Annotated in this window: 19 protein-coding genes; 11 read left to right on the forward strand and 8 right to left on the reverse strand. The window is 72.9% G+C overall.

Annotated features, from left to right (window positions below; genetic code table 11):
- Positions 1 to 104 precede the first annotated feature (104 nt).
- From QWJ13_RS12790 to QWJ13_RS12810, 5 genes are all read left to right on the forward strand, one after another.
- Positions 105 to 1,271 carry an acyl-CoA dehydrogenase family protein gene (locus QWJ13_RS12790; RefSeq protein WP_316523858.1) on the forward strand — a complete coding sequence of 389 codons (1,167 nt, stop codon included), beginning with the start codon at positions 105 to 107 and terminating at the stop codon, positions 1,269 to 1,271.
- 138 nt (positions 1,272 to 1,409) lie between these two features.
- Positions 1,410 to 1,922, forward strand: coding sequence for a GNAT family N-acetyltransferase (locus QWJ13_RS12795; protein ID WP_316523859.1), 513 nt, complete (start codon positions 1,410 to 1,412; stop codon positions 1,920 to 1,922).
- A gap of 106 nt (positions 1,923 to 2,028) precedes the next feature.
- On the forward strand, positions 2,029 to 2,682 hold the full coding sequence (locus QWJ13_RS12800; protein ID WP_316523860.1) for a class I SAM-dependent methyltransferase: 654 nt from the start codon (positions 2,029 to 2,031) through the stop codon (positions 2,680 to 2,682).
- Between the two features lie 59 nt (positions 2,683 to 2,741).
- Positions 2,742 to 3,236 carry a peptidylprolyl isomerase gene (locus QWJ13_RS12805; RefSeq protein WP_316523862.1) on the forward strand — a complete coding sequence of 165 codons (495 nt, stop codon included), beginning with the start codon at positions 2,742 to 2,744 and terminating at the stop codon, positions 3,234 to 3,236.
- Positions 3,237 to 3,494: 258 nt separating this feature from the next.
- Positions 3,495 to 4,058, forward strand: coding sequence for a hypothetical protein (locus QWJ13_RS12810; protein ID WP_316523864.1), 564 nt, complete (start codon positions 3,495 to 3,497; stop codon positions 4,056 to 4,058).
- Here the strand turns inward: QWJ13_RS12810 and QWJ13_RS12815 are convergent.
- Complete coding sequence (locus QWJ13_RS12815) at positions 3,962 to 4,504, reverse strand: LbetaH domain-containing protein (RefSeq protein ID WP_316523865.1); 543 nt, start codon at positions 4,502 to 4,504, stop codon at positions 3,962 to 3,964. The genes QWJ13_RS12810 and QWJ13_RS12815 overlap by 97 nt on opposite strands.
- Before the next feature lie 40 nt (positions 4,505 to 4,544).
- Complete coding sequence (locus tag QWJ13_RS12820; protein ID WP_316523867.1) at positions 4,545 to 5,513, reverse strand: LCP family protein; 969 nt, start codon at positions 5,511 to 5,513, stop codon at positions 4,545 to 4,547.
- A gap of 660 nt (positions 5,514 to 6,173) precedes the next feature.
- On the opposite strand from QWJ13_RS12820, the gene ssuE reads away from it, so the two are divergent.
- The 4 genes from ssuE to QWJ13_RS12840 all read left to right on the forward strand — a co-directional run bounded on the left by ssuE (position 6,174) and on the right by QWJ13_RS12840 (position 11,651).
- Positions 6,174 to 6,728, forward strand: coding sequence for an NADPH-dependent FMN reductase (ssuE, locus tag QWJ13_RS12825; protein ID WP_316523869.1), 555 nt, complete (start codon positions 6,174 to 6,176; stop codon positions 6,726 to 6,728).
- A gap of 228 nt (positions 6,729 to 6,956) precedes the next feature.
- On the forward strand, positions 6,957 to 7,739 hold the full coding sequence (locus QWJ13_RS12830; protein WP_316523871.1) for an ABC transporter ATP-binding protein: 783 nt from the start codon (positions 6,957 to 6,959) through the stop codon (positions 7,737 to 7,739).
- A 19-nt stretch (positions 7,740 to 7,758) separates the two neighbouring features.
- Positions 7,759 to 10,329, forward strand: coding sequence for an ABC transporter permease (locus QWJ13_RS12835; RefSeq protein WP_316523873.1), 2,571 nt, complete (start codon positions 7,759 to 7,761; stop codon positions 10,327 to 10,329).
- Between the two features lie 281 nt (positions 10,330 to 10,610).
- A complete protein-coding gene (locus QWJ13_RS12840; RefSeq protein WP_316523874.1) occupies positions 10,611 to 11,651 on the forward strand; it encodes a glycosyltransferase family 2 protein in 1,041 nt (346 codons plus the stop codon).
- A gap of 56 nt (positions 11,652 to 11,707) precedes the next feature.
- Here QWJ13_RS12840 and QWJ13_RS12845 read toward each other — a convergent pair whose 3' ends face one another.
- The 3 genes from QWJ13_RS12845 to QWJ13_RS12855 form a co-directional block, all read right to left on the reverse strand.
- Positions 11,708 to 13,333 (reverse strand): LCP family glycopolymer transferase, encoded by a 1,626-nt coding sequence (locus QWJ13_RS12845; protein WP_316523875.1) that lies wholly within the window; start codon positions 13,331 to 13,333, stop codon positions 11,708 to 11,710.
- 204 nt (positions 13,334 to 13,537) lie between these two features.
- On the reverse strand, positions 13,538 to 14,827 hold the full coding sequence (locus QWJ13_RS12850; RefSeq protein ID WP_316523877.1) for an LCP family protein: 1,290 nt from the start codon (positions 14,825 to 14,827) through the stop codon (positions 13,538 to 13,540).
- A 36-nt stretch (positions 14,828 to 14,863) separates the two neighbouring features.
- On the reverse strand, positions 14,864 to 15,655 hold the full coding sequence (locus tag QWJ13_RS12855) for a TIGR03089 family protein (protein ID WP_316523878.1): 792 nt from the start codon (positions 15,653 to 15,655) through the stop codon (positions 14,864 to 14,866).
- 103 nt (positions 15,656 to 15,758) lie between these two features.
- Here QWJ13_RS12855 and QWJ13_RS12860 point away from each other — a divergent pair, with 103 nt between their 5' ends.
- Together QWJ13_RS12860 and QWJ13_RS12865 are read left to right on the forward strand one after the other, a co-directional pair.
- Positions 15,759 to 16,901, forward strand: a complete 1,143-nt coding sequence (locus QWJ13_RS12860; protein ID WP_316523880.1) for a peptidoglycan recognition protein family protein — start codon at positions 15,759 to 15,761, stop codon at positions 16,899 to 16,901.
- 53 nt (positions 16,902 to 16,954) lie between these two features.
- Entirely contained in the window at positions 16,955 to 17,947 is a 993-nt protein-coding gene (locus QWJ13_RS12865) for a DNA-3-methyladenine glycosylase family protein (RefSeq protein WP_432277486.1), read from the forward strand.
- Positions 17,948 to 17,957: 10 nt separating this feature from the next.
- On the opposite strand, the gene QWJ13_RS12870 is transcribed toward QWJ13_RS12865, so the two are convergent.
- From QWJ13_RS12870 to QWJ13_RS12880, 3 genes are read right to left on the reverse strand one after another with little or no spacing between them, the layout of a single operon-like run.
- Entirely contained in the window at positions 17,958 to 19,250 is a 1,293-nt protein-coding gene (locus QWJ13_RS12870; RefSeq protein WP_432277487.1) for a coenzyme F420-0:L-glutamate ligase, read from the reverse strand.
- Positions 19,251 to 19,281: 31 nt separating this feature from the next.
- Complete coding sequence (gene cofD / locus QWJ13_RS12875; RefSeq protein WP_316523885.1) at positions 19,282 to 20,241, reverse strand: 2-phospho-L-lactate transferase; 960 nt, start codon at positions 20,239 to 20,241, stop codon at positions 19,282 to 19,284.
- 41 nt (positions 20,242 to 20,282) lie between these two features.
- The gene (locus tag QWJ13_RS12880; protein WP_316523887.1) at positions 20,283 to 20,897 is read right to left on the reverse strand and encodes a cysteine dioxygenase; all 615 of its coding nucleotides are present in this window, start codon (positions 20,895 to 20,897) and stop codon (positions 20,283 to 20,285) included.
- Positions 20,898 to 21,195: the final 298 nt, after the last annotated feature.

Below are 21,195 nucleotides of genomic sequence, written 5' to 3' on the forward strand. Positions count from 1 at the left end.
CCCTAGGATCTCTACTGAACGGTAGTTAACCGCGGATTCGACGTCGATCAGGCTCGATTCGGGCTCCGATCGGACTTCGGTCACTGGACGACGAGGCAGGCATCATGGCGGGCAGCGCAGGGGCGGCGGACTTCGATCTCTTCCGTATCTCCGAGGAGCACGAGATGCTCCGTGAGGCGGTGCGTTCGCTGGCCGAGGCGAAGATCGCTCCGTTCGCGGCGGAGGTGGACGAGCAGGGGCGGTTCCCGCAGGAGGCGTTGGACGCGTTGCAGGGCAATGACCTGCACGCGGTGCACGTGCCGGAGGAGTTCGGCGGTGCGGGTGCGGACGCGTTGGCGACGGTGATCGTGATCGAGGAGGTGGCGCGGGTGTGCGCGTCGTCCTCGTTGATTCCGGCGGTGAACAAGCTGGGGTCGCTGCCGGTGCAGCTGTCGGGCTCGGAGGAGCTGAAGGCGAAGTACCTGGGGGCGCTGGCGCGTGGTGAGGGGATGTTCTCGTACTGCCTGTCGGAGCCGGAGGCGGGTTCGGACGCGGCGGGGATGAAGACCCGGGCGGTGCGGGACGGGGACTTCTGGGTGCTGAACGGTGTGAAGCGCTGGATCACCAACGCGGGTGTGTCGGAGTTCTACACGGTGATGGCCGTGACCGACCCGGAGAAGCGTTCGAAGGGCATTTCGGCGTTCGTGGTGGAGAAGGGCGACGAGGGGGTGTCGTTCGGGGCTCCGGAGAAGAAGTTGGGGATCAAGGGCTCTCCGACGCGTGAGGTGTACTTCGACAATGTGCGGATCCCGGTGGATCGGATGATCGGTGCGGAGGGCACGGGTTTCGCGACGGCGATGAAGACGCTGGACCACACCCGGGTGACGATCGCGGCGCAGGCGATCGGGATCGCGCAGGGGGCGCTGGACTACGCCAAGGGGTATGTGAAGGAGCGCAAGCAGTTCGGCAAGGCGATCGCGGAGTTCCAGGGGGTCCAGTTCATGCTGGCGGACATGGCGATGAAGCTGGAGGCGGCGCGGCAGTTGACGTACGCGGCGGCGGCGAAGTCGCAGCGTGGGGACGCGGATCTGACGTTCTTCGGGGCGGCGGCGAAGTGCTACGCGTCGGACGCGGCGATGGAGATCACGACGGACGCGGTGCAGTTGCTGGGTGGGTACGGGTACACCCGGGACTACCCGGTGGAGCGGATGATGCGGGACGCGAAGATCACGCAGATCTACGAGGGCACCAACCAGGTCCAGCGGATCGTCATGGCCCGCAACCTCCCGTAACCCGCCCCGAGCCGTAGAACTCCCGGAGCCCCGGCCGTATCCCAGGATCGGCCGGGGCACCGGCGTTCCCGGGCCGGCGAGGGGCCCGGCGGGAAAACCGCGCGACGGCGGGCAAGCGCGCTCCGTAGGCTGCCGGCCATGCCCGCCATGCCCGCTGTACCCGACGCCTCCGCCGCGCCCTCCCTCAGCCTGGCCGTGATCACCCCCGAGAACGTCGACGCCGCCCTCGCCCTGCGGGTCCGCCCCGACCAGGAGCACCTGGTCGCGCCGGTGGTGAAGTCGCTGGCCGAGGCCTACGCGTACGGCGAGGCCGCCTGGCCCCGGCTGATCCTGGACGGCGAGCGGCCGGTCGGCTTCGTGATGGCCTTCTTCGACCTCACCTTCTACCCCGACCGCCCCGGCGACCGCCCCCGCTCCGGCCTGTGGCGGCTGCTGATCGACGCCGAGGGGCAGCGCGGCGGCTACGGCCGGTTCGCCGTCGAGCAGGTCTGTGCCGAGATCCGCCGCCGCGGCGGCACCCGCGCCACCGTCACCTACCACCCGGGCCCGGACGGCCCGGCCGCCTTCTACACCGGTCTCGGCTTCCGCCCGACCGGCGAGACCAGCGGCGACCAGACGGTGGCCGAACTCGACCTGCCGCCGCTCGGCTGAGCAGCGCCGCCGGATGGACCCCTATCCTGGGCATCTTCCGTCCCCCTCCGGCTGGTTGGCCTGATCGACGCTACGGCGGATCGGCGGCCCGGTAGGGTCCCGGAGTATGACCGAGCCGGACTTCCTCACCGAGACGAGGGCGTTCTACGACGCCATCGCGACCGAGTACACCGAGCTCTTCCGGGACACGCTGAGCCGGACGCCGATGGACCGGGCGATGCTGGCGCTCTTCGCCGATCTCGTCCACGCCGAGCGGCCGGACGCCAGGACGGCGGAGGTGGGCTGCGGCCCGGGCCGGATGACCGGACCGCTGCACCGGCTCGGCGTGGACGTGCACGGGATCGACCTCTCGCCGCGGATGGTCGAGCTGGCCCGGCGGGCCCACCCGGAGGTGCCGTTCAGCGTCGGCTCGATGTTCGACCTCCCGTTCCGGGACGGCGAGCTGACCGGGGTGGTGTCCTGGTACTCGATCATCCACACCCCGGCCGAGCGGCTCCCGGAGGTGTTCGCCGAGTTCGCCCGGGTGCTGGCCCCCGGCGGCCACCTGATGCTCGCCTTCCAGGTCGGTGACCAGCCGTCGCGCCAGGAGCGGCCCTTCGGCCACCCGGTGTCGCTGGACTTCCGCCGGCTGCGGCCGGAGCGCGTCGAGGAGCTGGCCCGGGCGGCGGGCCTGCCGGTCACCTCCCGTACGGTCCGCGAGCCGGACGGGGACGAGAAGACCCCGCAGGCCTATCTGCTGGCCCGCAAGCCGAAGGCCTGAGAGCCGCCCCACACGGGCTCCATGCGGCGGGCGCCGGGCGGTCGTGCCATGATCCCTGCATGGCTTCCAACGTTTTCTTCGACATCACGATCAACGACGAGCCGGCCGGCCGGATCGTCTTCAAGCTGTACGACGACGTCGTTCCCAAGACCGCTCGCAACTTCCGCGAGCTGGCCACCGGCCAGAACGGCTTCGGCTACGAGGGCTCCGGCTTCCACCGCGTGATCCCGGCCTTCATGCTCCAGGGTGGTGACTTCACCAACCACAACGGCACCGGCGGCAAGAGCATCTACGGCGAGAAGTTCGCGGACGAGAACTTCCAGCTCAAGCACGACCGCCCGGGCCTGCTGTCGATGGCCAACGCCGGCCGCAACACCAACGGCTCGCAGTTCTTCATCACCACCATCGTCACCGACTGGCTGGACGGCAAGCACGTCGTCTTCGGCGAGGTCGTCGAGGGCCTGGACCTGGTCAAGAAGATCGAGTCGCTCGGCTCGCAGAGCGGCCGCACCTCGGCCGCGATCAAGATCGCCAAGTCCGGCGTGGTCGAGTAATCACCGCCGCCACCTGGCACACACCGCCCCGGAGCGGGACGTCGGAGCTTCCGACCTCCCGCTTCGGGGCGGTTTCGTACCCGCTCCGCCTCGAAGCGGCGCGCCCGGCGGGCATGCGGCGGGCAGGGTAGCCCGGAGCGCGGCCCTCCGGGCCGGAACCGGGCAATCGCGGCGACCGCTGTGGCCCAGGCCATACGCTCGACTCGGTCGCGGTCCCAGCCGTGGCCGAACTCGACTCTGCGGCAAGGTGGTTGACCGATGATGGAGCAGGGCGCCGACGACGGCGAGGTGACCTACGAACAGGTGACGGTGGTCTCCCTGGGCGGCTGCGAGCCGGTCGGCCCGGCGCGGTTCGCCGTCCGGGTCGCCCGCGAGGGCATGACCGTCAAGCGGGTGGCCGGCTACTGGGTGCGCTGGGACGAGCGGTGGGGCGCGGACGAGATCCGCCACCACTCCCGCTGGGTCCCGGACGAGGAGTACGTGCGGCCGGACACCGGCAGCCTGGACGGCACCCTCGCGGTGATGGTCGCCGCGTACTGGACGGACCCCTCGGGCGCCTTCCCGCGCCGCCCGAGCACCGAGACCGTGGTGACCTTCCGGCCCGGCGAGACCGAGCACGAGCTGGTGCTGGAGCAGCCCGCCCCGGCCGCCGGGCACCGCCCGGCCTCGGTGTCGGTGCAGCTGACCCACGCGCGGTGGCTGAGCGGCGACGGGCAGCCGATCCACTACGGCTTCGCGGGCGCCACCGAGGAGGCCGACGGCGAGGGGGAGTGGCTGGTCCGCTTCCCCGAGTGCGGCACCGGCCTGCTGCCGTTCGTGTAGCCGGGCTCCCAGCCCGCCCGCGTCCCGACCTTGCGGGCCGGCACCCCGGCCCAGATCTCCCCGGGCCCGGTCGAGCGGGTGAGCACCGCGTTGGCCCCGACGATGGTGCCCGCGCCGACGGTCAGCACGCCCTCCTTGCACACCACCTTGGCGCCCGCGCACAGCACCGCGCCGTCCTCGACCACCACCCGCCGCATCGCGCTCTCCTCCTGCGGCACCCACGGGTCGGCCCGGCCGATGGTCACGCCGTTGTAGAGCGTCACGCCGGCGCCGAGGGTGGTGTACGGGTGCAGCACGGTGCCGAAGCCGCGGTGGTAGACGAGCAATCCGGGCCCGATCTCGCAGGCGGCGGGCACCTCCATCCCGTAGAGCGCGAGCGCCTCCTGGACCAGGCGGCCCAGGAGGCGGTGGCGACGGCGGCGGATCAGTGCGGTGACGAGTGACATCCACTCATTGTGGCGGCTCGGTCACCTTGGGTGCGGGCGGTTACTTGAAGTCCGGCACCGCGGTGTCGTTCTTGAAGGAGTCGAAGAGCTGCTTGGACTTGTTGGTGTCCCACAGCACCGCGGACTCGCCGGTCTTGGTGCGGTAGTCCGGGTTGCCGATCGGCACGGTCAGCGACTTGCCGCTGCCGCCGTTGACGTCCTTCATGGCGAGGAAGAACGAGCCGAGGTCGGTCAGGCCGCAGTCCTCGTCGACGATCAGGGTGCCGAGCGCGGAATCGACCAGCGGGTAGAAGGTGAAAGGGTTCAGCAGGTTGCCGGGGGAGGCGGCCTGGTGGGCCAGGGCGCCGAGGAACTTCTGCTGGTTGCGCATCCGGCCGAGGTCCTGGTCGGCCATCTGGTGGCGCTGGCGGACGAAGGCCAGGGCCTGCTTGCCGGTGAGGGTCTGGTCGCCGGCCTTGAGGTCGAGCCCGGAGTCCTTGTCCTTGACGGCCTGGTCGATGTGCATCTCGACGCCGCCGATCGAGTCGACGACGCCGACGAAGCCGCCGAAGCCGATCTCGGCGTAGTGGTCGATCCGGATGCCGGTGTTCTGCTCGATGGTCTGGACCAGCAGCCGGCCGCCGCCGCTGCCGAAGGCCGAGTTGATCTTCGCGGTGGTGCCCTTGACCGGCTTGCCGTTGCTGCCCGGGTGCTCGGGGATCGGCACCCAGGAGTCGCGCGGGATGCTCATCAGGGTGTTCCCGTTGTCCCCGACGTGCAGGATCATCATCGAGTCGCTGCGCTTGCCCTCGGTGTCGTGCCCGGTGTGCAGGTCGTCCTGCTCGGAGTCAGTGAGGCCCTGGCGGCTGTCGGAGCCGACGATCAGCCAGTTGGTGCCCTTGCCCGCGGCCGGGCGGCCGGGGTAGTCGGCGAGCACGTTCTCGTGGTTGAGCTTGGAGTCCGCCCAGAACCAGGTGGAGACGGCGGTCACCATGACGGCGATCAGCACGCCGAAGACCGACCACTTCACGATCCGCCCGCGCGGCCAGCGCCGGGCCTGGGCGCCGCCGGGACCGCCCGGCCGCCCGGGACCGGCCGCGCGGCCGGAACCACCGGGACCACCGGGACCACCCGGACGCCCCGGGCCGCCGGGACGGGCGCCGGAGGCGCCGGGCCCCTGCGACGGGACACCGCCGGACCGGGACGCCCCCGGGCGCCCCGGCTGCCGCGGCGCGGGCGCCCCCGGCCCGCGCGGGTTCAGCGAGGACGGCAGCGGCGGCTCGGCCGAGCCGCCTCCACCCCTGCCGCCGTACGGGTTCCCGCCGCCCCCCGGGCGGCCCTCCTGCCACGTGTTCATGCCGACGAGGATGCCCGACCCCGGTCGGACTGACTCCCCCCGGGGGTGCCCACCGGGCTTCTTGTAGCAGTTTTGATGCACGTGCCGGATCGTTCCGCCGCAACGTCCGGACACCCGGCGTTCCGCCTGCTGAAACGTTTCTTGACCGGCTCGAACACCGCGTGCTTGCATGCCGGACATGGACCAGCGTTGGGCACTCACGCGTCGGCGGTACGTCGATCTGCGGCGTGGTGTGGCCTGCTCGCTCTGTCGCGGCTGACGCACACCCCCGTCGAACCCCCGCACACAGCGCCCCGCCCCGCACCGCCCCCGCTTCCAGCCAGAGGTGAACCCATGGCCGTCGTCCTGTCCGTTTCCGGCTCCCCGTCCGCGACCTCCCGCACCACCCGCCTGCTGCGCCACGTCGACGCCCGCCTCGCCGAGCGCGGCCACCACGTCGTCCCCTTCGAGGCCCGCAGCCTGCCCGCGCACCCGCTGCTGTCCGGCGACTTCGGCCACCCCGAGATCGTCGCCCTCACCGAGCTGTTCGCCCGCGCCGACGGCGTGGTCATCGGCACCCCCGTCTACAAGGCCGCCTACTCGGGCCTGCTGAAGGCCCTGCTGGACGTGCTCCCGCAGTACGCGCTGGCCGGCAAGGCCGTTCTGCCGCTCGCCACCGGCGGTTCGCCCGCCCACGTCCTCGCGGTGGACTACGCGCTGCGCCCGGTGCTCAGCTCGATGGGCGCCGGCCACATCACCCAGGGCTGGTTCGTGCTCGACCGCCACATCACCGCCCGGGAGGACGGGACGACCCTGGTGGAGCGCGAGACCGAGGCCGCGCTCGCCCCGGTCGTGGACGGCTTCGCCACCGCCCTGGAGCGGCTGGCCGCACCCGCGCTGGCGAGCTGACGCACCGTCGCCGCGGGCCCGTACGGGGCGTCCCCGAGACGGGCCGCGGCGACCCCTAGGGGGAGCCGCGCCGCGTCCCGTAGAACGTTGGTTGAGCGTCTTCATTCCGGCGGATGACGAGCCCCTCGCCCGCCACTCCTAACGTGGTTCACACATCCCCACCCGCCAGGAAGCGGCCCGGTCGTGACGCCGGGGCCAACGGGTGAGCGCACCTTCTTAGGAGAAAAAGTGGCGACGGCAGTCGTGCAAGACCACCAGCTTCCCGGCGGAGCGTCCACCGTCGCCGCCTCGGCCCGGCAGGTGACCAAGGCGTACGGCTCGGGCGAGACCAAGGTCACCGCGCTCGACGCGGTCGACGTCGACATCCAGCGCGGCCGGTTCACCGCGATCATGGGCCCCTCCGGCTCCGGCAAGTCCACCCTGATGCACTGCCTGGCGGGCCTGGACACCGTCACCGCCGGGCGGATCTGGATCGGCGACGCCGAGGTCACCGGCCTGAGGGACAAGCAGCTCACCAGACTCCGGCGGGACAAGATCGGCTTCATCTTCCAGGCGTTCAACCTGCTTCCGACCCTGAACGCGCTGGAGAACATCACGCTCCCGATGGACATCGCCGGGCGCAAGCCCGACCAGGCCTGGCTGGACCAGGTGGTGGAGACCGTCGGCCTGTCCGGCCGGCTCAAGCACCGCCCCACCCAGCTCTCCGGCGGCCAGCAGCAGCGCGTCGCGGTGGCCCGGGCGCTGGCCGCCCGCCCCGAGATCATCTTCGGCGACGAGCCCACCGGGAACCTGGACTCCCGCTCCGGCGCCGAGGTGCTCACCTTCCTGCGCCGCTCGGTGGACGAGCTGGGCCAGACCATCGTGATGGTCACCCATGACCCGGTCGCGGCCGGCTACGCGGACCGCGTGCTCTTCCTCGCCGACGGCGTGATCGTGGACGAGATGCACGCGCCCACCGCCGACTCCGTCCTCGAACGCATGCGCCGTTTCGACGGCAAGCGCACCAGCTGAGCGGCGGGGCGACACCATCATGCTGCTCAAGACCTCCCTGCGGAGCTTCTTCGCCCACAAGGGCCGGATGGCGCTCTCGCTCATCGCCGTCGTGCTGTCGGTGGCCTTCGTCTCGGGGACCCTGGTGTTCTCCGGCACCGCCACCGGCACCTTCGACAAGCTCTTCGCCGCCACCGCCTCCGACATCTCGGTCCAGCCGCCCAAGCCGGCCGAGGACGAGATGCAGCAGGCCGCCGTCAAGCCGCCGACCGTCCCGGTCGAGCTGGAACAGCGGATCGCCGCGCTGCCCGGGGTGAAGACCGCGGTCGGCCAGGTCATGGTCGACAACGCCGTCCTGGTCAACCCGTCCAGCAACAAGCTGGTCGGCCCGACCACCGGCGCGCCCACCCTGCTCGCCAACTGGACCGGCACCCCGAACAGCCCGGTGAAGATCACCTCCGGCCACGCGCCGCAGGGCCCGACCGAGCTGGTGCTGGACGCGGACACCGCGAAGAAGGCCAAGCTCGGCGCGGGCGACCCGATCCGGGTCGAGAACGGCGCCGGCAAGCACGACTTCACCATCGTCGGCATCGCCGCCTTCACCACCACCAACCCGGGCGCGGCGCTCGGCTTCCTGGACACCCCGACCGCCCAGCAGGTGCTGCTCGGCGAGCAGGCCTTCAACTCCGTCGCGGCGTACGGCGACGGCAGCCGCAGCAACGACCGGCTCAAGGCGGACGCGCTGGCCGCGATCGGCGGCACCTACCTGGTCAAGACGGCGGCCGAGCAACAGGCCGACAGCACTGACCAGTTCGCCGGCGGCCTCGACTTCATGAAGTACGCGATGCTCGGCTTCGCCTTCGTGTCGGCGATCGTCGGCGCCTTCCTGATCGTCAACACCTTCTCGATGCTGGTCGCCCAGCGCACCCGCGAGATCGGCCTGCTGCGCGCCATCGGCGGCAGCCGCGCGCAGGTCAACCGCTCGGTGCTGGTCGAGGCGCTGATCCTGGGCGTGCTCGGCTCGACCCTCGGGATCGCGGCCGGCCTGGGCGTCGCGGTCGGCCTGATCAAGCTGATGAACGCGATGGGCATGGGCCTCAGCGCGGCCGACCTGAAGATCGGGCCGGACGTGTTCGTGGCCGGCTACGCCCTCGGCATCGTGGTCACCCTGGTCGCGGCCTGGTTCCCGGCCCGCCGGGCGAGCCGGATCTCGCCGATGGCCGCGCTGCGCGACCACGGCACCCCGGCCGAGACCCGGGCCAACCTGATCCGCACCGTCGCGGGCCTGCTGCTGACGGCGGGCGGCGGAGCGCTGCTGGTGCTCGGCGCGGGGGCGAAGAAGGCGTCCACCGGCGGTCAGTACCTGGGCCTGGGCGTGGTGCTCACCCTGGTCGGCTTCGTGGTGCTCGGCCCGCTGCTGGCCTCGGTCGTGGTGCGGGTGCTCGGCGCGCTGCTGCCGGCGCTGTTCGGCCCGTCCGGTCGGCTGGCCCAGCGCAACGCGATGCGCAACCCGCGCCGCACCGGCGCCACCGCCGCCGCGCTGATGATCGGCCTGGCCCTGGTGATCGCCTCCGCGGTGTTCAGCTCCTCGGCCGTCACCTCGACCAGCGCGCAGATCGACAAGTCGGTGGGCGCGGACTACATCGTCTCCGGCGGCCGTACCGCGGCCACCCCCGAGATGATGGACGCGGTCCGGAACACCCCGGGCATCGACCACATCACCATCCAGCGCTCCTTCTTCGCCGCCAAGGTCCGGCTCGCGGACGGGCAGAAGGCGAAGACCCAGCTGACCGCGGTGCCGCCGTCCTTCTTCGGCACCGACTTCAAGCCGACCGTCGACTCCGGCGCGGTGGACTCGATCCAGCGCGGCTCGCTGGCCGTCGGCGCCGCCTTCGCCAAGGACCACGGACTGAAGGTCGGCGACCAGGTCACCGTCGAGTACGGCCAGGGCCGCACCCAGGAGCTGCCGGTCGGCGCCGTCCTCGGCAAGGGCGAACTGTTCGGCGACGGCGCCTTCGTGGCCATGGACACCATGGAGAAGGCCGTCCCAGCCGCCGAACAGCCGCCGGTGTGGACCTTCTTCGCCAAGGCCTCGGCCGGCGCCGACGTCGACAAGACGCTGGCCGCCCTGGAGGACGGGCTGAAGGAGTACCCGCAGCTGACCATCAAGGACCGGGCCGGCTACAAGGAGCTCGTCCAGTCCCAGATCAACACCCTGCTCTACCTGATCTACGGGCTGGTCGCGCTGTCCATCACGGTCGCGGTGCTCGGCGTGGTCAACACCCTGGCGCTGTCGGTGGTCGAGCGGACCCGAGAGATCGGCCTGCTGCGGGCGATCGGGCTCTCCCGCCGCCAGCTGCGCCGGATGATCCGGCTGGAGTCCGTGGTGATCGCGGTGTTCGGCGCCGTCCTCGGCACCGGGCTGGGCCTCGCCTGGGGCGTCACCGCCCAGCGGGTGCTGCGGGACCAGGGCCTCGGGACGCTCTCCGTCCCGACCACCACGGTCGCGATCACGCTGGTCTCCTCGGTGGTGATCGGCCTGTTCGCGGCGCTCGTCCCGGCCTTCCGGGCCGGACGGATGAACGTCCTCGCGGCCATCGCGACGGACTGACCCGGCGCCGGGGGGCGTCGGATCGGGGGAGAGGGGGCCGGGCGCGCACAGCGCCCGGCCCCCGGCACCTGGCGAACCGGCTCACCCCGGCCGGTTACGCGGTGTTCACCGTCCTTCACTGCGCACTCTGAATCCGCACCGGATCCGCACGGCTTCGAACCGGGGGCCGAGGGGGAGTACGGTGTCCTTGATCACAGCACCGGTGCCGCGCCGCGAGGCGTCCGCAGCGGCCCTGACCGGGACAAGACGGGGACGTGTCCGCACCGGTACGGTTGGCCCCGATGAACACCAAGGCTGCTGAGGAGCTGCCGGCTGTCTCCGTGATCATGCCGGTGCTCAACGAGGAACGTCACCTGCGCACGGCGGTTCGGCGCATCCTGGATCAGGAGTACGCCGGGCCGATCGAGGTGGTGATCGCCCTCGGCCCCTCCACCGACCGCACCGCGGAGATCGCGGCCGAGCTGGTGGCCGAGGACCCGCGGGTGCGGACGGTCCAGAACCCCACCGGCCGGACCCCGGCCGGGCTGAACGCCGCGATCCGGGGCTCCCGGCACCCGATAGTCGTGCGGGTGGACGGCCACGGGCTGCTCACCCCCGGCTACATCACCACGGCGGTCCGGCTGCTCGGCGAGATGGACGCGGCCAATGTCGGCGGCATCATGCACGCCGAGGGCGAGACCGAGTGGGAGAACGCGGTCGCCGCCGCGATGACCTCCAAGATCGGCGTCGGCAACGCGGCCTTCCACACCGGCGGCCTGGCCGGCCCGGCGGACACCGTCTACCTCGGGGTGTTCCGGCGCGAGGTGCTGGAGCGGCTCGGCGGCTACAACGAGGAGTTCATCCGCGCCCAGGACTGGGAGCTGAACTACCGGATCCGCCAGGACGGCGGCCTGGTCTGGTTCACCCCGCAGCTCAAGGTGACGTACCGGCCCCGGCCCTCGGTGCGGGCGCTGGCCAAGCAGTACAAGGACTACGGCCGCTGGCGCCGGGTGGTCACCCGCTACCACCGCGGCTCGGTCAACATGCGCTACCTCGCCCCGCCGGCCGCGCTGGCGGCGGTGGTCCTCGGGCTGGTGCTCGGCGTCGCCGTCCACCCGGCCTTCGTCGCGGTGCCCGGCGCCTACCTGCTGGGCATCGTCGGCGGCGCGGCGGTCGAGGGCCGCGGCCTGTCGTTCAAGGCCAAGGCGCTGCTGCCGGTGGCCCTCGCGACCATGCACCTCAGCTGGGGCTTCGGCTTCCTGACCTCGCCGCGTCGGCTCGCCCGGAGGGTGATCGCCAGCGTCGGCCCGTCCTCCAGGGACGTGCTCTCCCGGACCAGCTGATTCGTTTCGCCACCGTCAGTCGCGGTCAGTGGGGCGCCAGTTGACGGCCGGTCCGGCTACTTGGCGCACACGTCGGCGTCGTCCGCCTGCACCCGCTGGAGGTCGGTGGGCGCCTCGGTGGGCACCGCCGCCGGGGTGCCGGGAGCGGCCGACACATCCTTGCCGAGCACCAGCAGCAGCCCGCCCTTGGGGTCCTGCTTGGCGGCCGGGCGGACGGCGTCGCCGGGCAGTCCGAGGGCGGCGGCCAGGGCCCTGGCCTCGGCCTCCAGCCCGGCCGGGTAGGTCACCGTGGTGGTCTCGGCGAGCGGCGCGTCGCTGCCGACCGCGGCCCGGTCGAAGCCCTTCGCCCGGAGCTTCTCCGCCGTCGGCCCGGACTGCCCGCGCTTGCCGCTGCCGTTGCGCACCGTCAGCTGGGTGGTTTTGGTGTCGACGGCCGGGGCGGTGACGGCGGGGGCGGCGGCCGCCGGGGCCTCGGCGGCGGGCGCGGGGGTGGCGGTCTCGGTCAGCGAGCGGTCGCCCGCGACCATCGCGAACAGCTGCCCGGCGTCCGGCTGCTTGAGCACCAGCCGGTTCTCGTCCCTGGGGTCGTCCAGGACGGGGACGGTGGTGAAGGTGATGTTGCCGGTGTCGACCTTGCTGATGTCCTGCGCGAGGTCCTTGAGCTTGTCCACGCTGCCGATGCCGGAGTCCACGGTGAGCGCCTTGGTGGCGGCGTCCGCGAGCTTGTAGAGCTTGGTCGGGCTGGTCAGGGTGTCGTCGCTCTTGATCTTGCGGATCATCGAGCTGATGAACTGCTGCTGGAGCGGGATCCGGGTGAGGTCGCCGCCCTGGCCGACCGCATGCCGGGTGCGGACGAAGGCCAGCGCCTCCTCGCCCTGGACGACGTGCCGGCCCTTGGTCATCTTGAGGTGGGAGCCCGAGTCGTTGATGTCCTTGGCCGCGCAGACCTCGACCCCGCCGACCGCGGTGGACAGCGTCTTCACCGCCTCGAAGTCGACCTGCACGAAGTGGTCGACCCGGATGCCGGTGACCTTCTCGACGGTCTTCCAGGTGCAGCCGGCGTCCCGCCCGGACTGGCCGAGGCTGCTGTTGAACATGTCCCGCGCCGAGCCGGGGATCTTCTTCCCCTCGGCGTTCTGGCACTCCGGGATCGGCACCATCAGGTCGCGCGGGAGGCTGAGCACCGTCGCGTTGGAGCGGTCCTTGGCGATGTGGAACAGCAGCGTGGTGTCGGCGTGCCCGGCGCTGCCCTCGTCGCCGTACTCGCGGCCGAGTCCCTCCCGGCTGTCGGTGCCGATCACCAGGACGTTCAGCGCCTGCCCGGCGCCCAGGGGGCGCTCGGACTCGTCGCCCAGCTGGACCTTCAGGGAGGTGATGTTGTCGTTGAAGTGCCGGTACAGGTAGTACGCCCCGGCGCAGCCGGCCACCATCACCAGGGCGCCCGCCCCGGCCGTCCACTTGAGCACCCGTCGGCGCCGGTGGCGCTTGGCCAGTGTGGCCGCCCGGCGCCTGCTGCCCCGGCGGCCCGCCGCGGCCGGCTCGGCCTGAGCCTGCGTGTGGGCGCCCGCCGGGGTGGCTTCCTGAACACCCGTCGGCCTCTCGCCGGCCCGGCGGCGCTGCCGCGGGACGCCGGGGGCCGGGTCCACACGGTACCGACCGGTTTCCGGTTGCTCCTCGTGCACGGGGTTCCCTACCTTCGACCGGTCACTGCTTCGGCCCGCCCGTACGGAACGGACCGATCCGGACACAGTAGACGAGCCGGGTGAAGGAGTCGTTCCCGGTGTGATCCGCGCCATGTTCCGGCAACGCGGAGGCAAATTCCGTTCGCCGACGAGCAATTGCGGAAGCGTCCGGACTTCTCGGGGGTGTCGGCCGGGGCGGCCGACTCAGTGTGCGGCGCAGGAGTCCACGTCGGCGGTCCGTCCCTCGAAGGTGGGCGGTTCGTCCTCCGAGGGTGACGCACCCGCCGAGGGGGACGCGCTCGCCAGCGCCGCCGCCTCGGCGGTCGGCGAGGTCCGCGCGCTCGGCTTCGCGCTCGGCCTCGGGCTCGCGTACGGGCTGCCGCTCGGGCCCGCCGAGGGCGCCGACCCGGGCGGCCGGACGACGACCGGCCGGTCGTCCCGCAGCGCCGCGAACAGCCGGTCGGTCTGCGGCTGCACGAACTCGTCCCGGTCCGAGTCGTAGCGGTACGGGCGGCGCGGCGCGGTCAGGAAGGCCACGTTCGCCGAGGGGACGCCCCGCAGGTCCTGGGTGAGGTCGTACAGCGCGCCCAGCGAGGACAGCCCGCCGTCCGCCCGGACGGAGGAGGTCGCGGCGTCCAGCACCGGCCACAGCTTCGCCGGGTTCAGCAGTACGCCCTGCGACTGCGCCTTGTGCAGCAGCGAGGCCAGGAACTGCTGCTGGCGGCCCATGCGTTGGGTGTCGCTGCCATCGCCCAGGGTCTCCCGGGCCCGGACGTAGCCGAGCGCCTGCTCGCCGTGCAGGGTCTGCCGCCCGGCGGACAGGTCGAGCTTGGCGTCCTTGTCGTGGATCGGCTGCGGCACGCACACCTCGACCCCGCCGATGGCGTCCACCATCGTCTTGAAGCCGCTGAAGTCGAGGATCACGTAGTGGTCGATCCGGATGCCGCTCAGCTGCTCGACGGCCCGGATCGAGCAGGCCGGACCGCCCAGCTCGAAGGCCCAGTTGAACTGCATCAGGGCCGGCTTGCTGCGGGTGCCGTCCGGCCGCTCGCAGGCGGGGACGGAGACCATGACGTCGCGGGGGACGGAGACCGCCGTCACGTGCTTCCGGTCGGCGGCCAGGTGCAGCAGGATCGTGGTGTCCGAGCGCGCGGTGCCCGGCGCACCGCCGTACGAGCCGTTCGCGCCGGAGCGGTCGTCGCTGCCGATCAGCAGGAGGTTCTCGGCGCCCCGGGCCCCGGCGGTGCGGCTCGGCCGCTCGGCCTCCAGCTCGGCGAGCAGCCGGTCGGTGGCCGAGTCGGTGCGGATGTTGCCGTCCAGCGCGCGGTAGGCGATCCAGAGCACCGTGCCGGTGGCGACCAGCAGGAACGCGACGGCGCCGGCGGTGATCAGCAGCCACCGCCGGCGCTTGCGCGGGCGTACGGGTCCGCTCGGGGGAGCGTCCGTCGGAGGGTCTTCGTCGGTCGGGGGGTGCTCGGTGTCGTCCTCGGCCATGGCAGCGATCCCTACCCGCCGGGCCGTCGCCCGGGGTCAGCCCAGACGCAGTGTCACCCGTTCGGATTCCACCCGCTTCTCCCACTGCTCCTCGCTCAGGCCCTGGGAGTTGCGGCACAGCACCACCGAGGCCCCGGCCGCCAGCGGCGCCAGCAGACCGGCCTCCAGACCGGCCCAGTCCTCGAACGAGAGGGTGGACAGCACCCGGTCGCCGGACTTCAGGCCGAGCCGGACGGCGCCCTCCCGGGCCAGCGCCACGGTCTGCTCACCGGTCAGCTTCAGCGGCAGCCCGTCCACCGCCGTCTCCAGCGCCTGCCCGTCCGGGGCGACGGGGGAGTACGGCGCGAAGCGGTCGCCCTGGCCGGGCACCTCGGCGGCGTAGTCGAGGAAGCCGTCCGGGCGCTGCGGGAAGCGGCCGCCCAGCGGGCGCAGCGCGAGCGCGACCCGCTCGCCCTCGCAGGCATGGGCGGCCTCCAGGCCGTCCGGGCCGCTGACCACCAGGTCGGCGGTGGCCGGGTCACCGGCCGGAACCGCCGTCACCCCGACCGACCAGCAGGCCAGCAGCCACACGGCGCTCTGCCAGTGGGCGGGCAGCAGCAGTGCCGCCCGGTCGCCGGGGCCGGCGTTCAGCTCGTCCTGGAGGAGGTTGGCGGTCTTGGCCACCCAGTTGTCGAAGGTGCGGGCGGACAGCTCCACCCGTTCGCCGGTGGCGTCGTCATAGAAGGTGACCAGCGGGGCCGCGGGATCGACCGAAGGGGTGCCGCCGCGCAGGAATGCGTGCAGCAGCTCGACGGGGGTGCGGGCATCGGCAGCGAAAGGCGCAGTCATGGTGCGCCCCAGCCTACGGCCTTCGGGTGAGAGGTCGGGAGGGGCGGCCGAACGGGCGCGAGCGGCGTAGCGGGCGGTCCCGATTGCGGCGACGATCCGTTCCATGCGCCTTTCACTCCCGGCCGCCATCCTGGCCGGCTGCACCGCCACCCTGCTGCTCCAGCCCGTCGCCACCGCGACCACCGGGCCGGCCCCGCAGCGCCGCGACTTCGCCGGCGGCGGCTCGACCACCTCGCTGCCGCTGCCCTCCGGAACCGGCCTCGCCCCGCGCGGCACCCGACCGTTCGAACTCCTCGGCCTCGACTGGGACGGCCCACCGGACGCCCTCGCCGGCGCGGTCGTCCGGGTCCGCACCCGGGACGCGGCCACCGGCCGCTGGAGCGACTGGCACCGGCTGGAGTCCGACGTCGGCGACGGCCCCGACCAGGCGTCCCACGGCGCCACCGCCCCGCTGTGGACCGGCCGCAGCGACGGCGTCGCGGTCGACGTCCGGCCCGGGCCCGCCGGACCGCCACCCGGGCTCCGGGTCGACCTGGTCGACCCGGGCGGCGGCGCCGCCCCCGCCTCCGCCGTACGGACCCTGCCGGCCGAGGAACCCGGGATGCCGTCCGCCGAACTGCCCGCCGCGCTCCTCAACGGCCGGGCGCCGCGCCCGGAGATCGTCACCCGGGCCGGCTGGGGTGCCGACGAGTCACTGCGCGACCAGGCCTTCGACTACACCGGCCCGGTCCATGAGGTCTTCATCCACCACACCGCCACCGCCACCGGCTACGACTGCTCCGACGCCCCCCGGGTGATCCGGGCGATCTACCAGTACCACGTGAAGACCAACGGCTGGCGGGACATCGGCTACAACTTCCTGGTCGACCGCTGCGGCACCATCTACGAGGGCCGCGCCGGCGGTGTCGACCAGCCCGTCCACGGCGCCCACACCCTCGGCTTCAACGCCGGCTCCACCGGCATCGCCGCGATCGGCACCTACGCCGGCGACCAGCCGCCCCAGCGCCTCCTCGACGGCCTCGCCGAGATCGCCGCCTGGAAACTCGGCCTCACCGACACCCCCGCCGCCGGCCGCACCCAGCTCACCTCCGGCTCGAACTCCAGCCGCTACCCCCAGGGCAGCGTCGCCGACCTCGACACCATCTCCGGCCACCGCGACGCCGTCGCCACCGAATGCCCCGGCGACGCCCTCTACACCCGCCTCCCCGCCCTGCGCACCACCGCCGCCCGCCTCCAGGCCCGCTGACCGGGCCGCCTTCCCCACCCCCTCCCGCGGCCCCTCAGGGGTGCGGGAAAGGGATGCCACCTGCTGCCCCCGGCCTGTCCGACCCCCCGCGTATCGTTCATATCCGGAGGGCAACACAGGAGGCGACAGCAGTGGAAGCAGTACGGCGTTGGCGGCCGGGCTTCCCGTTGGACGTCGCTCGCACCCTGCTGCCGCTGCGCCGCGGCCCCGCCGACCCGGCGTACCGCGGCACCGGTGACGGCGCCGTCTGGCGAGCCTCCCGCACCCCGGCCGGCATCGGCACCCTGCGGGTGCTGCCGCGTCCGGCCACCGGCGAGGTGGAGGCGAGCGCCTGGGGCCCGGGCGCGGACTGGCTGCTGGAGCGCCTCCCCGCCCTGCTCGGCGCCGAGGACGCCCCGGAGTCGCTGGTCCTGCCGCCCGGCCCGCTGCGGGACGCCCAGCGCCGTACGGCAGGGGTCCGGCTGGCCAGGACGGGTCTGGTGCTGGAGTCGCTCGTCCCGGCGGTCCTGGAACAGAAGGTCACCACCGACGAGGCCTACCGCTCCTGGCGCACCCTGCTGCGGGACTTCGGCACGCCGGCGCCGGGCCCGGCCGAGGGCATGCGGGTGGCGCCGTCGGCCCGGGAGTGGGCGATGGTGCCGAGCTGGGAGTGGCACCGGGCGGGCGTGGACCCGAAGCGCTCGGCGACGGTCGTGCGCGCGGTCCGGCTGGCGCCGCGCCTGGAGGAGGCCTCGGCGATGGGCCACGAGGAGGCCTTCGCCCGGCTCACGGCGGTCCCGGGCATCGGCGTCTGGACGGCGGCCGAGACCCTGCAACGCAGCAACGGCGACGCGGACGCGGTCTCGGTCGGGGACTTCCACCTGCCCAACCTGGTCGGCTGGGCCCTGGCCGGCCGCCCCCGCAGCGACGACGCCCAGATGCTCGCCCTCCTGGAGCCCTACCGCCCCCAGCGCCACCGCGTCTGCCGCCTCCTCCTGGCCTCCGGGATCACCCACGCCCCCCGCTACGGCCCCCGCCTCACCCCCAACGACCACCGCCGCCGCTGACCCGCGGCCGCTACCGCACCTCGATGAAGGCGTCCGCGTCGCGCTCCGCCCGCGGCCGCGGCGGCTGCGCGGGGCGGCCGACGGCGATGGCGCCCATCGGGTCCCAGCTGTCGGGGAGGTCCAGCGCCTCGCGGACGGTGGCGCGGCAGAACATGGTGGACGAGACCCACGCGGAGCCGTAGCCCTCGCCGGTGAGGGCGATCAGCAGGTTCTGCACGGCGGCGCCGGCCGCGACGGTGAACATCTCCCGTTCGGCGGTGGCCCGGCGCGGGTCGGGGTAGTCGTGCGAGCCGTCCATCACCAGGCAGGGCACCACCAGGTAGGGCGCGTCGCGCAGCACGTCGCCGCGGGCGGTGCGGCGGGCGATCTTCTCCTCGTCCCAGCCGTCGAGTTCGCGCAGGTCGCGCTGCCAGGCGGCGAGCATCGCGTCGAGCAGTCGCACCCGGGTGTCCGCGGACTCCAGCAGGACGAACCGCCACGGTGTGGTGTGGTGCGGGGCGGGCGCGGTGACGGCGGCGGCGACGGCGCGGCGGACGGCGCCCGGGTCGACCGGCTCCGCGGTGAAGGAGCGGACGGTGCGCCGCAGGGTGACGGCATGGCGCAGCGCCTCGGAGGTGCCGAGCCGGAACATGTCGTCGGCCGAGGGCCGGATCAGCGGCCGGACGCCTTCGCCGTCCTCGGTGGTGACGAGGTGTCCGAGCCCGCGCACGATCGCGACCGGGACGCCGCTGGTCTTGCCCTTCACCAGGTCGGCGGCGGCGGCGAGTTCGTCGGCGGTCGCGACGACGGTCGCCTCCAGCGTGTTGCCGTGGCCGTCGGTGCGCCCCCGGTGGTCCTCCAGAGCGCTGAGCCCGGCGGCGCCGAGCGCCACGTCGGTCAGCCCGTTGCGCCAGGGCCGCCCGAAGGTGTCGGTGACGAGGACGGCGAGCCGGCGGCCGGTGAGCTGCTGGATCCGGGCCCGCAGTGCCCGCGCGGAGGCGTCCGGGTCCTCGGGCAGCAGCAGGACGGTGCCGGGCGCAGTGTTGGAGGCGTCCACGCCGGCGGCGGCCATGACGAAGCCGTTGCGGTTCTCCACGATCCGGACCGGCCCGCGCCGGGCGACCAGCCGGACGCTCTCGGCGTCGATCGCGGCCTCGCGGTCGGCGGCGTGCAGCAGCCGGCCCTCGGCCTTGCTGACGATCTTCGAGGTCACCAGCAGGATGTCGCCGTCCTGGTACGTCCCCGCCTTGGCGATGAGCGCGGCGAGGTCCGCCCCGGCCTCGATCTCGGGGATGCCTTCGACCCCGAGGATCTCCAGGGTCATGCGCCCACCTCGTTCCGCCCGCTCCGCTCGCTCACTTGCGCACCTGTTCCGCCAGAGCCAGCGCGGCGCGCGCCATCTCGGCGGTGGCCTCGACGTCGGTCATCAGCAGCGGTACGGCCCGGCAGGCGATCCCGGCGGCCTCGACGGCTTCGACGGCGGCGGAGTCCACGCTGTCCACCAGCCACCCGTCGACGAGTTCGGAGCCGTAGTTCAGCGCCACCGCGTCGGCCGTGGCCTCCACGCCGACGGCGGCGAGCACCTTGTCGGCCATGCCCCGCACCGGCGCCCCGCCGATGATCGGGGAGAGCCCGACCACCGGAGCCGGTGCGGCGGCGACCGCCTCCCGGATGCCGGGGACGGCGAGGATGGAGCCGATCGAGACCACCGGGTTGGACGGCGGGAAGAGGATGACGTCGGCCTCGGCGATGGCCTCCAGCACGCCGGGCGCGGGCTTGGCGGTGTCCGCGCCGACCGGGATGATCGCCTCGGCGTCGACGGCGGCGTGCAGCTTGACCCAGTACTCCTGGAAGTGGACGGCCCGGGTGCCCTGCTCGTCGGTGATCCGCACGTGGGTCTCGACCCGGTCGTCGCTCATCGGCAGCAGCCGCACACCCGGCTTCCAGCGCACGCACAGCGCCTCGGTGACCTGGCTGAGGCTGTAGCCGGCGGTGAGCATCTGGCTGCGCACGAGGTGGGTGGCGAAGTCCCGGTCGCCGAGCCCGAACCACTCGGGGCCGACGCCGTACTCCTTCATCTCGGCCTTGATCGACCAGGTCTCGTCGGCCCGGCCCCAGCCCTGCTCCTCGTTGATGCCGCCGCCGAGGGTGTACATCACGGTGTCGAGGTCGGGGCAGACCTTGAGGCCGTAGAGGTGGATGTCGTCACCGGTGTTGCCGATCACGGTGATCTCGTCCTGCGGTCCGACCGCTGCGAGGAGTCCGCGCAGGAAGCGCGCTCCGCCGATTCCGCCTGCCAGTGCCACGATGCGCATGGGGTCATCCTGCCACGGTCGGACGTGCCGTCAGCCCGTGGTCAGCGAGGCTCGGCCCGCGCCTGCGGCTCGGTGACCACCTGCTCGGGGACGGCGCCGGCGCCGTACTGGTTCATCTCGGTCAGGCCCGGGGCGTACAGGTGGATGGAGACGGCGGGTTCGAGCGCGCCGTTGACCACCTCGTGCAGGTAGCCGGGGGAGAACACCCGCTGTCCGCCGGGCCGCAGCACCCGGGCGTCCTCGCCCGTGTGGGTGAGGGAGCGCTCGATCAGCTCGCCCTGGACGACGCTCAGCACGCCGGAGGACTCGCCGTGGTCGTGGAAGCCGCTGGACTGGCCGGGCAGCCAGCTGAGCAGCCAGACCTCGTAGCCGGGGCCGGTCTCCAGCCGGGCGTACCAGCGGGTCAGCGCGTCGTAGCGGACCAGCGGCTCCCAGCGGGCGCGGTCGGCGGCGATCTCGCGGACCAGCCGGGCGTACTCGGCGACGGTGGTGGGGTGGGCCGGCAGGTCGGTGCGGGCCAGGTGGGGGAAGGCGAGCGGGTCGCCGGCGATGGAGACGTCGCTCAGCCCGTCCGTCCAGCGGACGGTGCGGGCGGGGCCTCGGCGGGCGGGCTTGTTGCGGTCGCGGTTCCGCTTGCGGATGCGGCTCATGCGCACGGGAGTCGTCCTCGGAAGGGTCGGCTGGTTCGTGGGGATCAGCCGGATCCGGGATGTCCTGGGACGGGAATCGCGGGCGGCCTCTGGAATGTCCTGGGGGCGGCGCGCGGTGGGACGCGGGCGCCTAGATACAGCAGGAACAGAGGCGACAACAGGAGTTCACGGCACGGCGGAGGGTGGAACCGCTCCGGAGGGTGGCGAACTCTGACATAGAAGCAAGGACACCGCATCCGCAGGGGCGGTGTCAAACCGAAGGATGCGGCATTCGGGTGGATTAGGTCCGGATCTTTCCCGGATG

It is taken from the genome of Kitasatospora brasiliensis, from assembly GCF_032654805.1.
GTDB classification, from domain to species: Bacteria; Actinomycetota; Actinomycetes; order Streptomycetales; family Streptomycetaceae; genus Kitasatospora; species Kitasatospora brasiliensis.

What these genes read in the sequence shown, in the direction of transcription:
- QWJ13_RS12790 (WP_316523858.1), top strand. Translation starts at nt 105, where the DNA reads ATGGCGGGCAGCGCAGGGGCGGCGGACTTCGATCTCTTCCGTATCTCC.
- QWJ13_RS12850 (WP_316523877.1), bottom strand. Translation starts at nt 14,827, where the DNA reads ATGGCCGAGGACGACACCGAGCACCCCCCGACCGACGAAGACCCTCCG.
- QWJ13_RS12855 (WP_316523878.1), bottom strand. Translation starts at nt 15,655, where the DNA reads ATGACTGCGCCTTTCGCTGCCGATGCCCGCACCCCCGTCGAGCTGCTG.
- QWJ13_RS12815 (WP_316523865.1), bottom strand. Translation starts at nt 4,504, where the DNA reads ATGTCACTCGTCACCGCACTGATCCGCCGCCGTCGCCACCGCCTCCTG.
- ssuE (WP_316523869.1), top strand. Translation starts at nt 6,174, where the DNA reads ATGGCCGTCGTCCTGTCCGTTTCCGGCTCCCCGTCCGCGACCTCCCGC.
- QWJ13_RS12860 (WP_316523880.1), top strand. Translation starts at nt 15,759, where the DNA reads ATGCGCCTTTCACTCCCGGCCGCCATCCTGGCCGGCTGCACCGCCACC.
- QWJ13_RS12810 (WP_316523864.1), top strand. Translation starts at nt 3,495, where the DNA reads ATGATGGAGCAGGGCGCCGACGACGGCGAGGTGACCTACGAACAGGTG.
- QWJ13_RS12805 (WP_316523862.1), top strand. Translation starts at nt 2,742, where the DNA reads ATGGCTTCCAACGTTTTCTTCGACATCACGATCAACGACGAGCCGGCC.
- QWJ13_RS12795 (WP_316523859.1), top strand. Translation starts at nt 1,410, where the DNA reads ATGCCCGCCATGCCCGCTGTACCCGACGCCTCCGCCGCGCCCTCCCTC.
- cofD (WP_316523885.1), bottom strand. Translation starts at nt 20,241, where the DNA reads ATGCGCATCGTGGCACTGGCAGGCGGAATCGGCGGAGCGCGCTTCCTG.
- QWJ13_RS12840 (WP_316523874.1), top strand. Translation starts at nt 10,611, where the DNA reads ATGAACACCAAGGCTGCTGAGGAGCTGCCGGCTGTCTCCGTGATCATG.
- QWJ13_RS12800 (WP_316523860.1), top strand. Translation starts at nt 2,029, where the DNA reads ATGACCGAGCCGGACTTCCTCACCGAGACGAGGGCGTTCTACGACGCC.
- QWJ13_RS12870 (WP_432277487.1), bottom strand. Translation starts at nt 19,250, where the DNA reads ATGACCCTGGAGATCCTCGGGGTCGAAGGCATCCCCGAGATCGAGGCC.
- QWJ13_RS12865 (WP_432277486.1), top strand. Translation starts at nt 16,955, where the DNA reads ATGCCACCTGCTGCCCCCGGCCTGTCCGACCCCCCGCGTATCGTTCAT.
- QWJ13_RS12835 (WP_316523873.1), top strand. Translation starts at nt 7,759, where the DNA reads ATGCTGCTCAAGACCTCCCTGCGGAGCTTCTTCGCCCACAAGGGCCGG.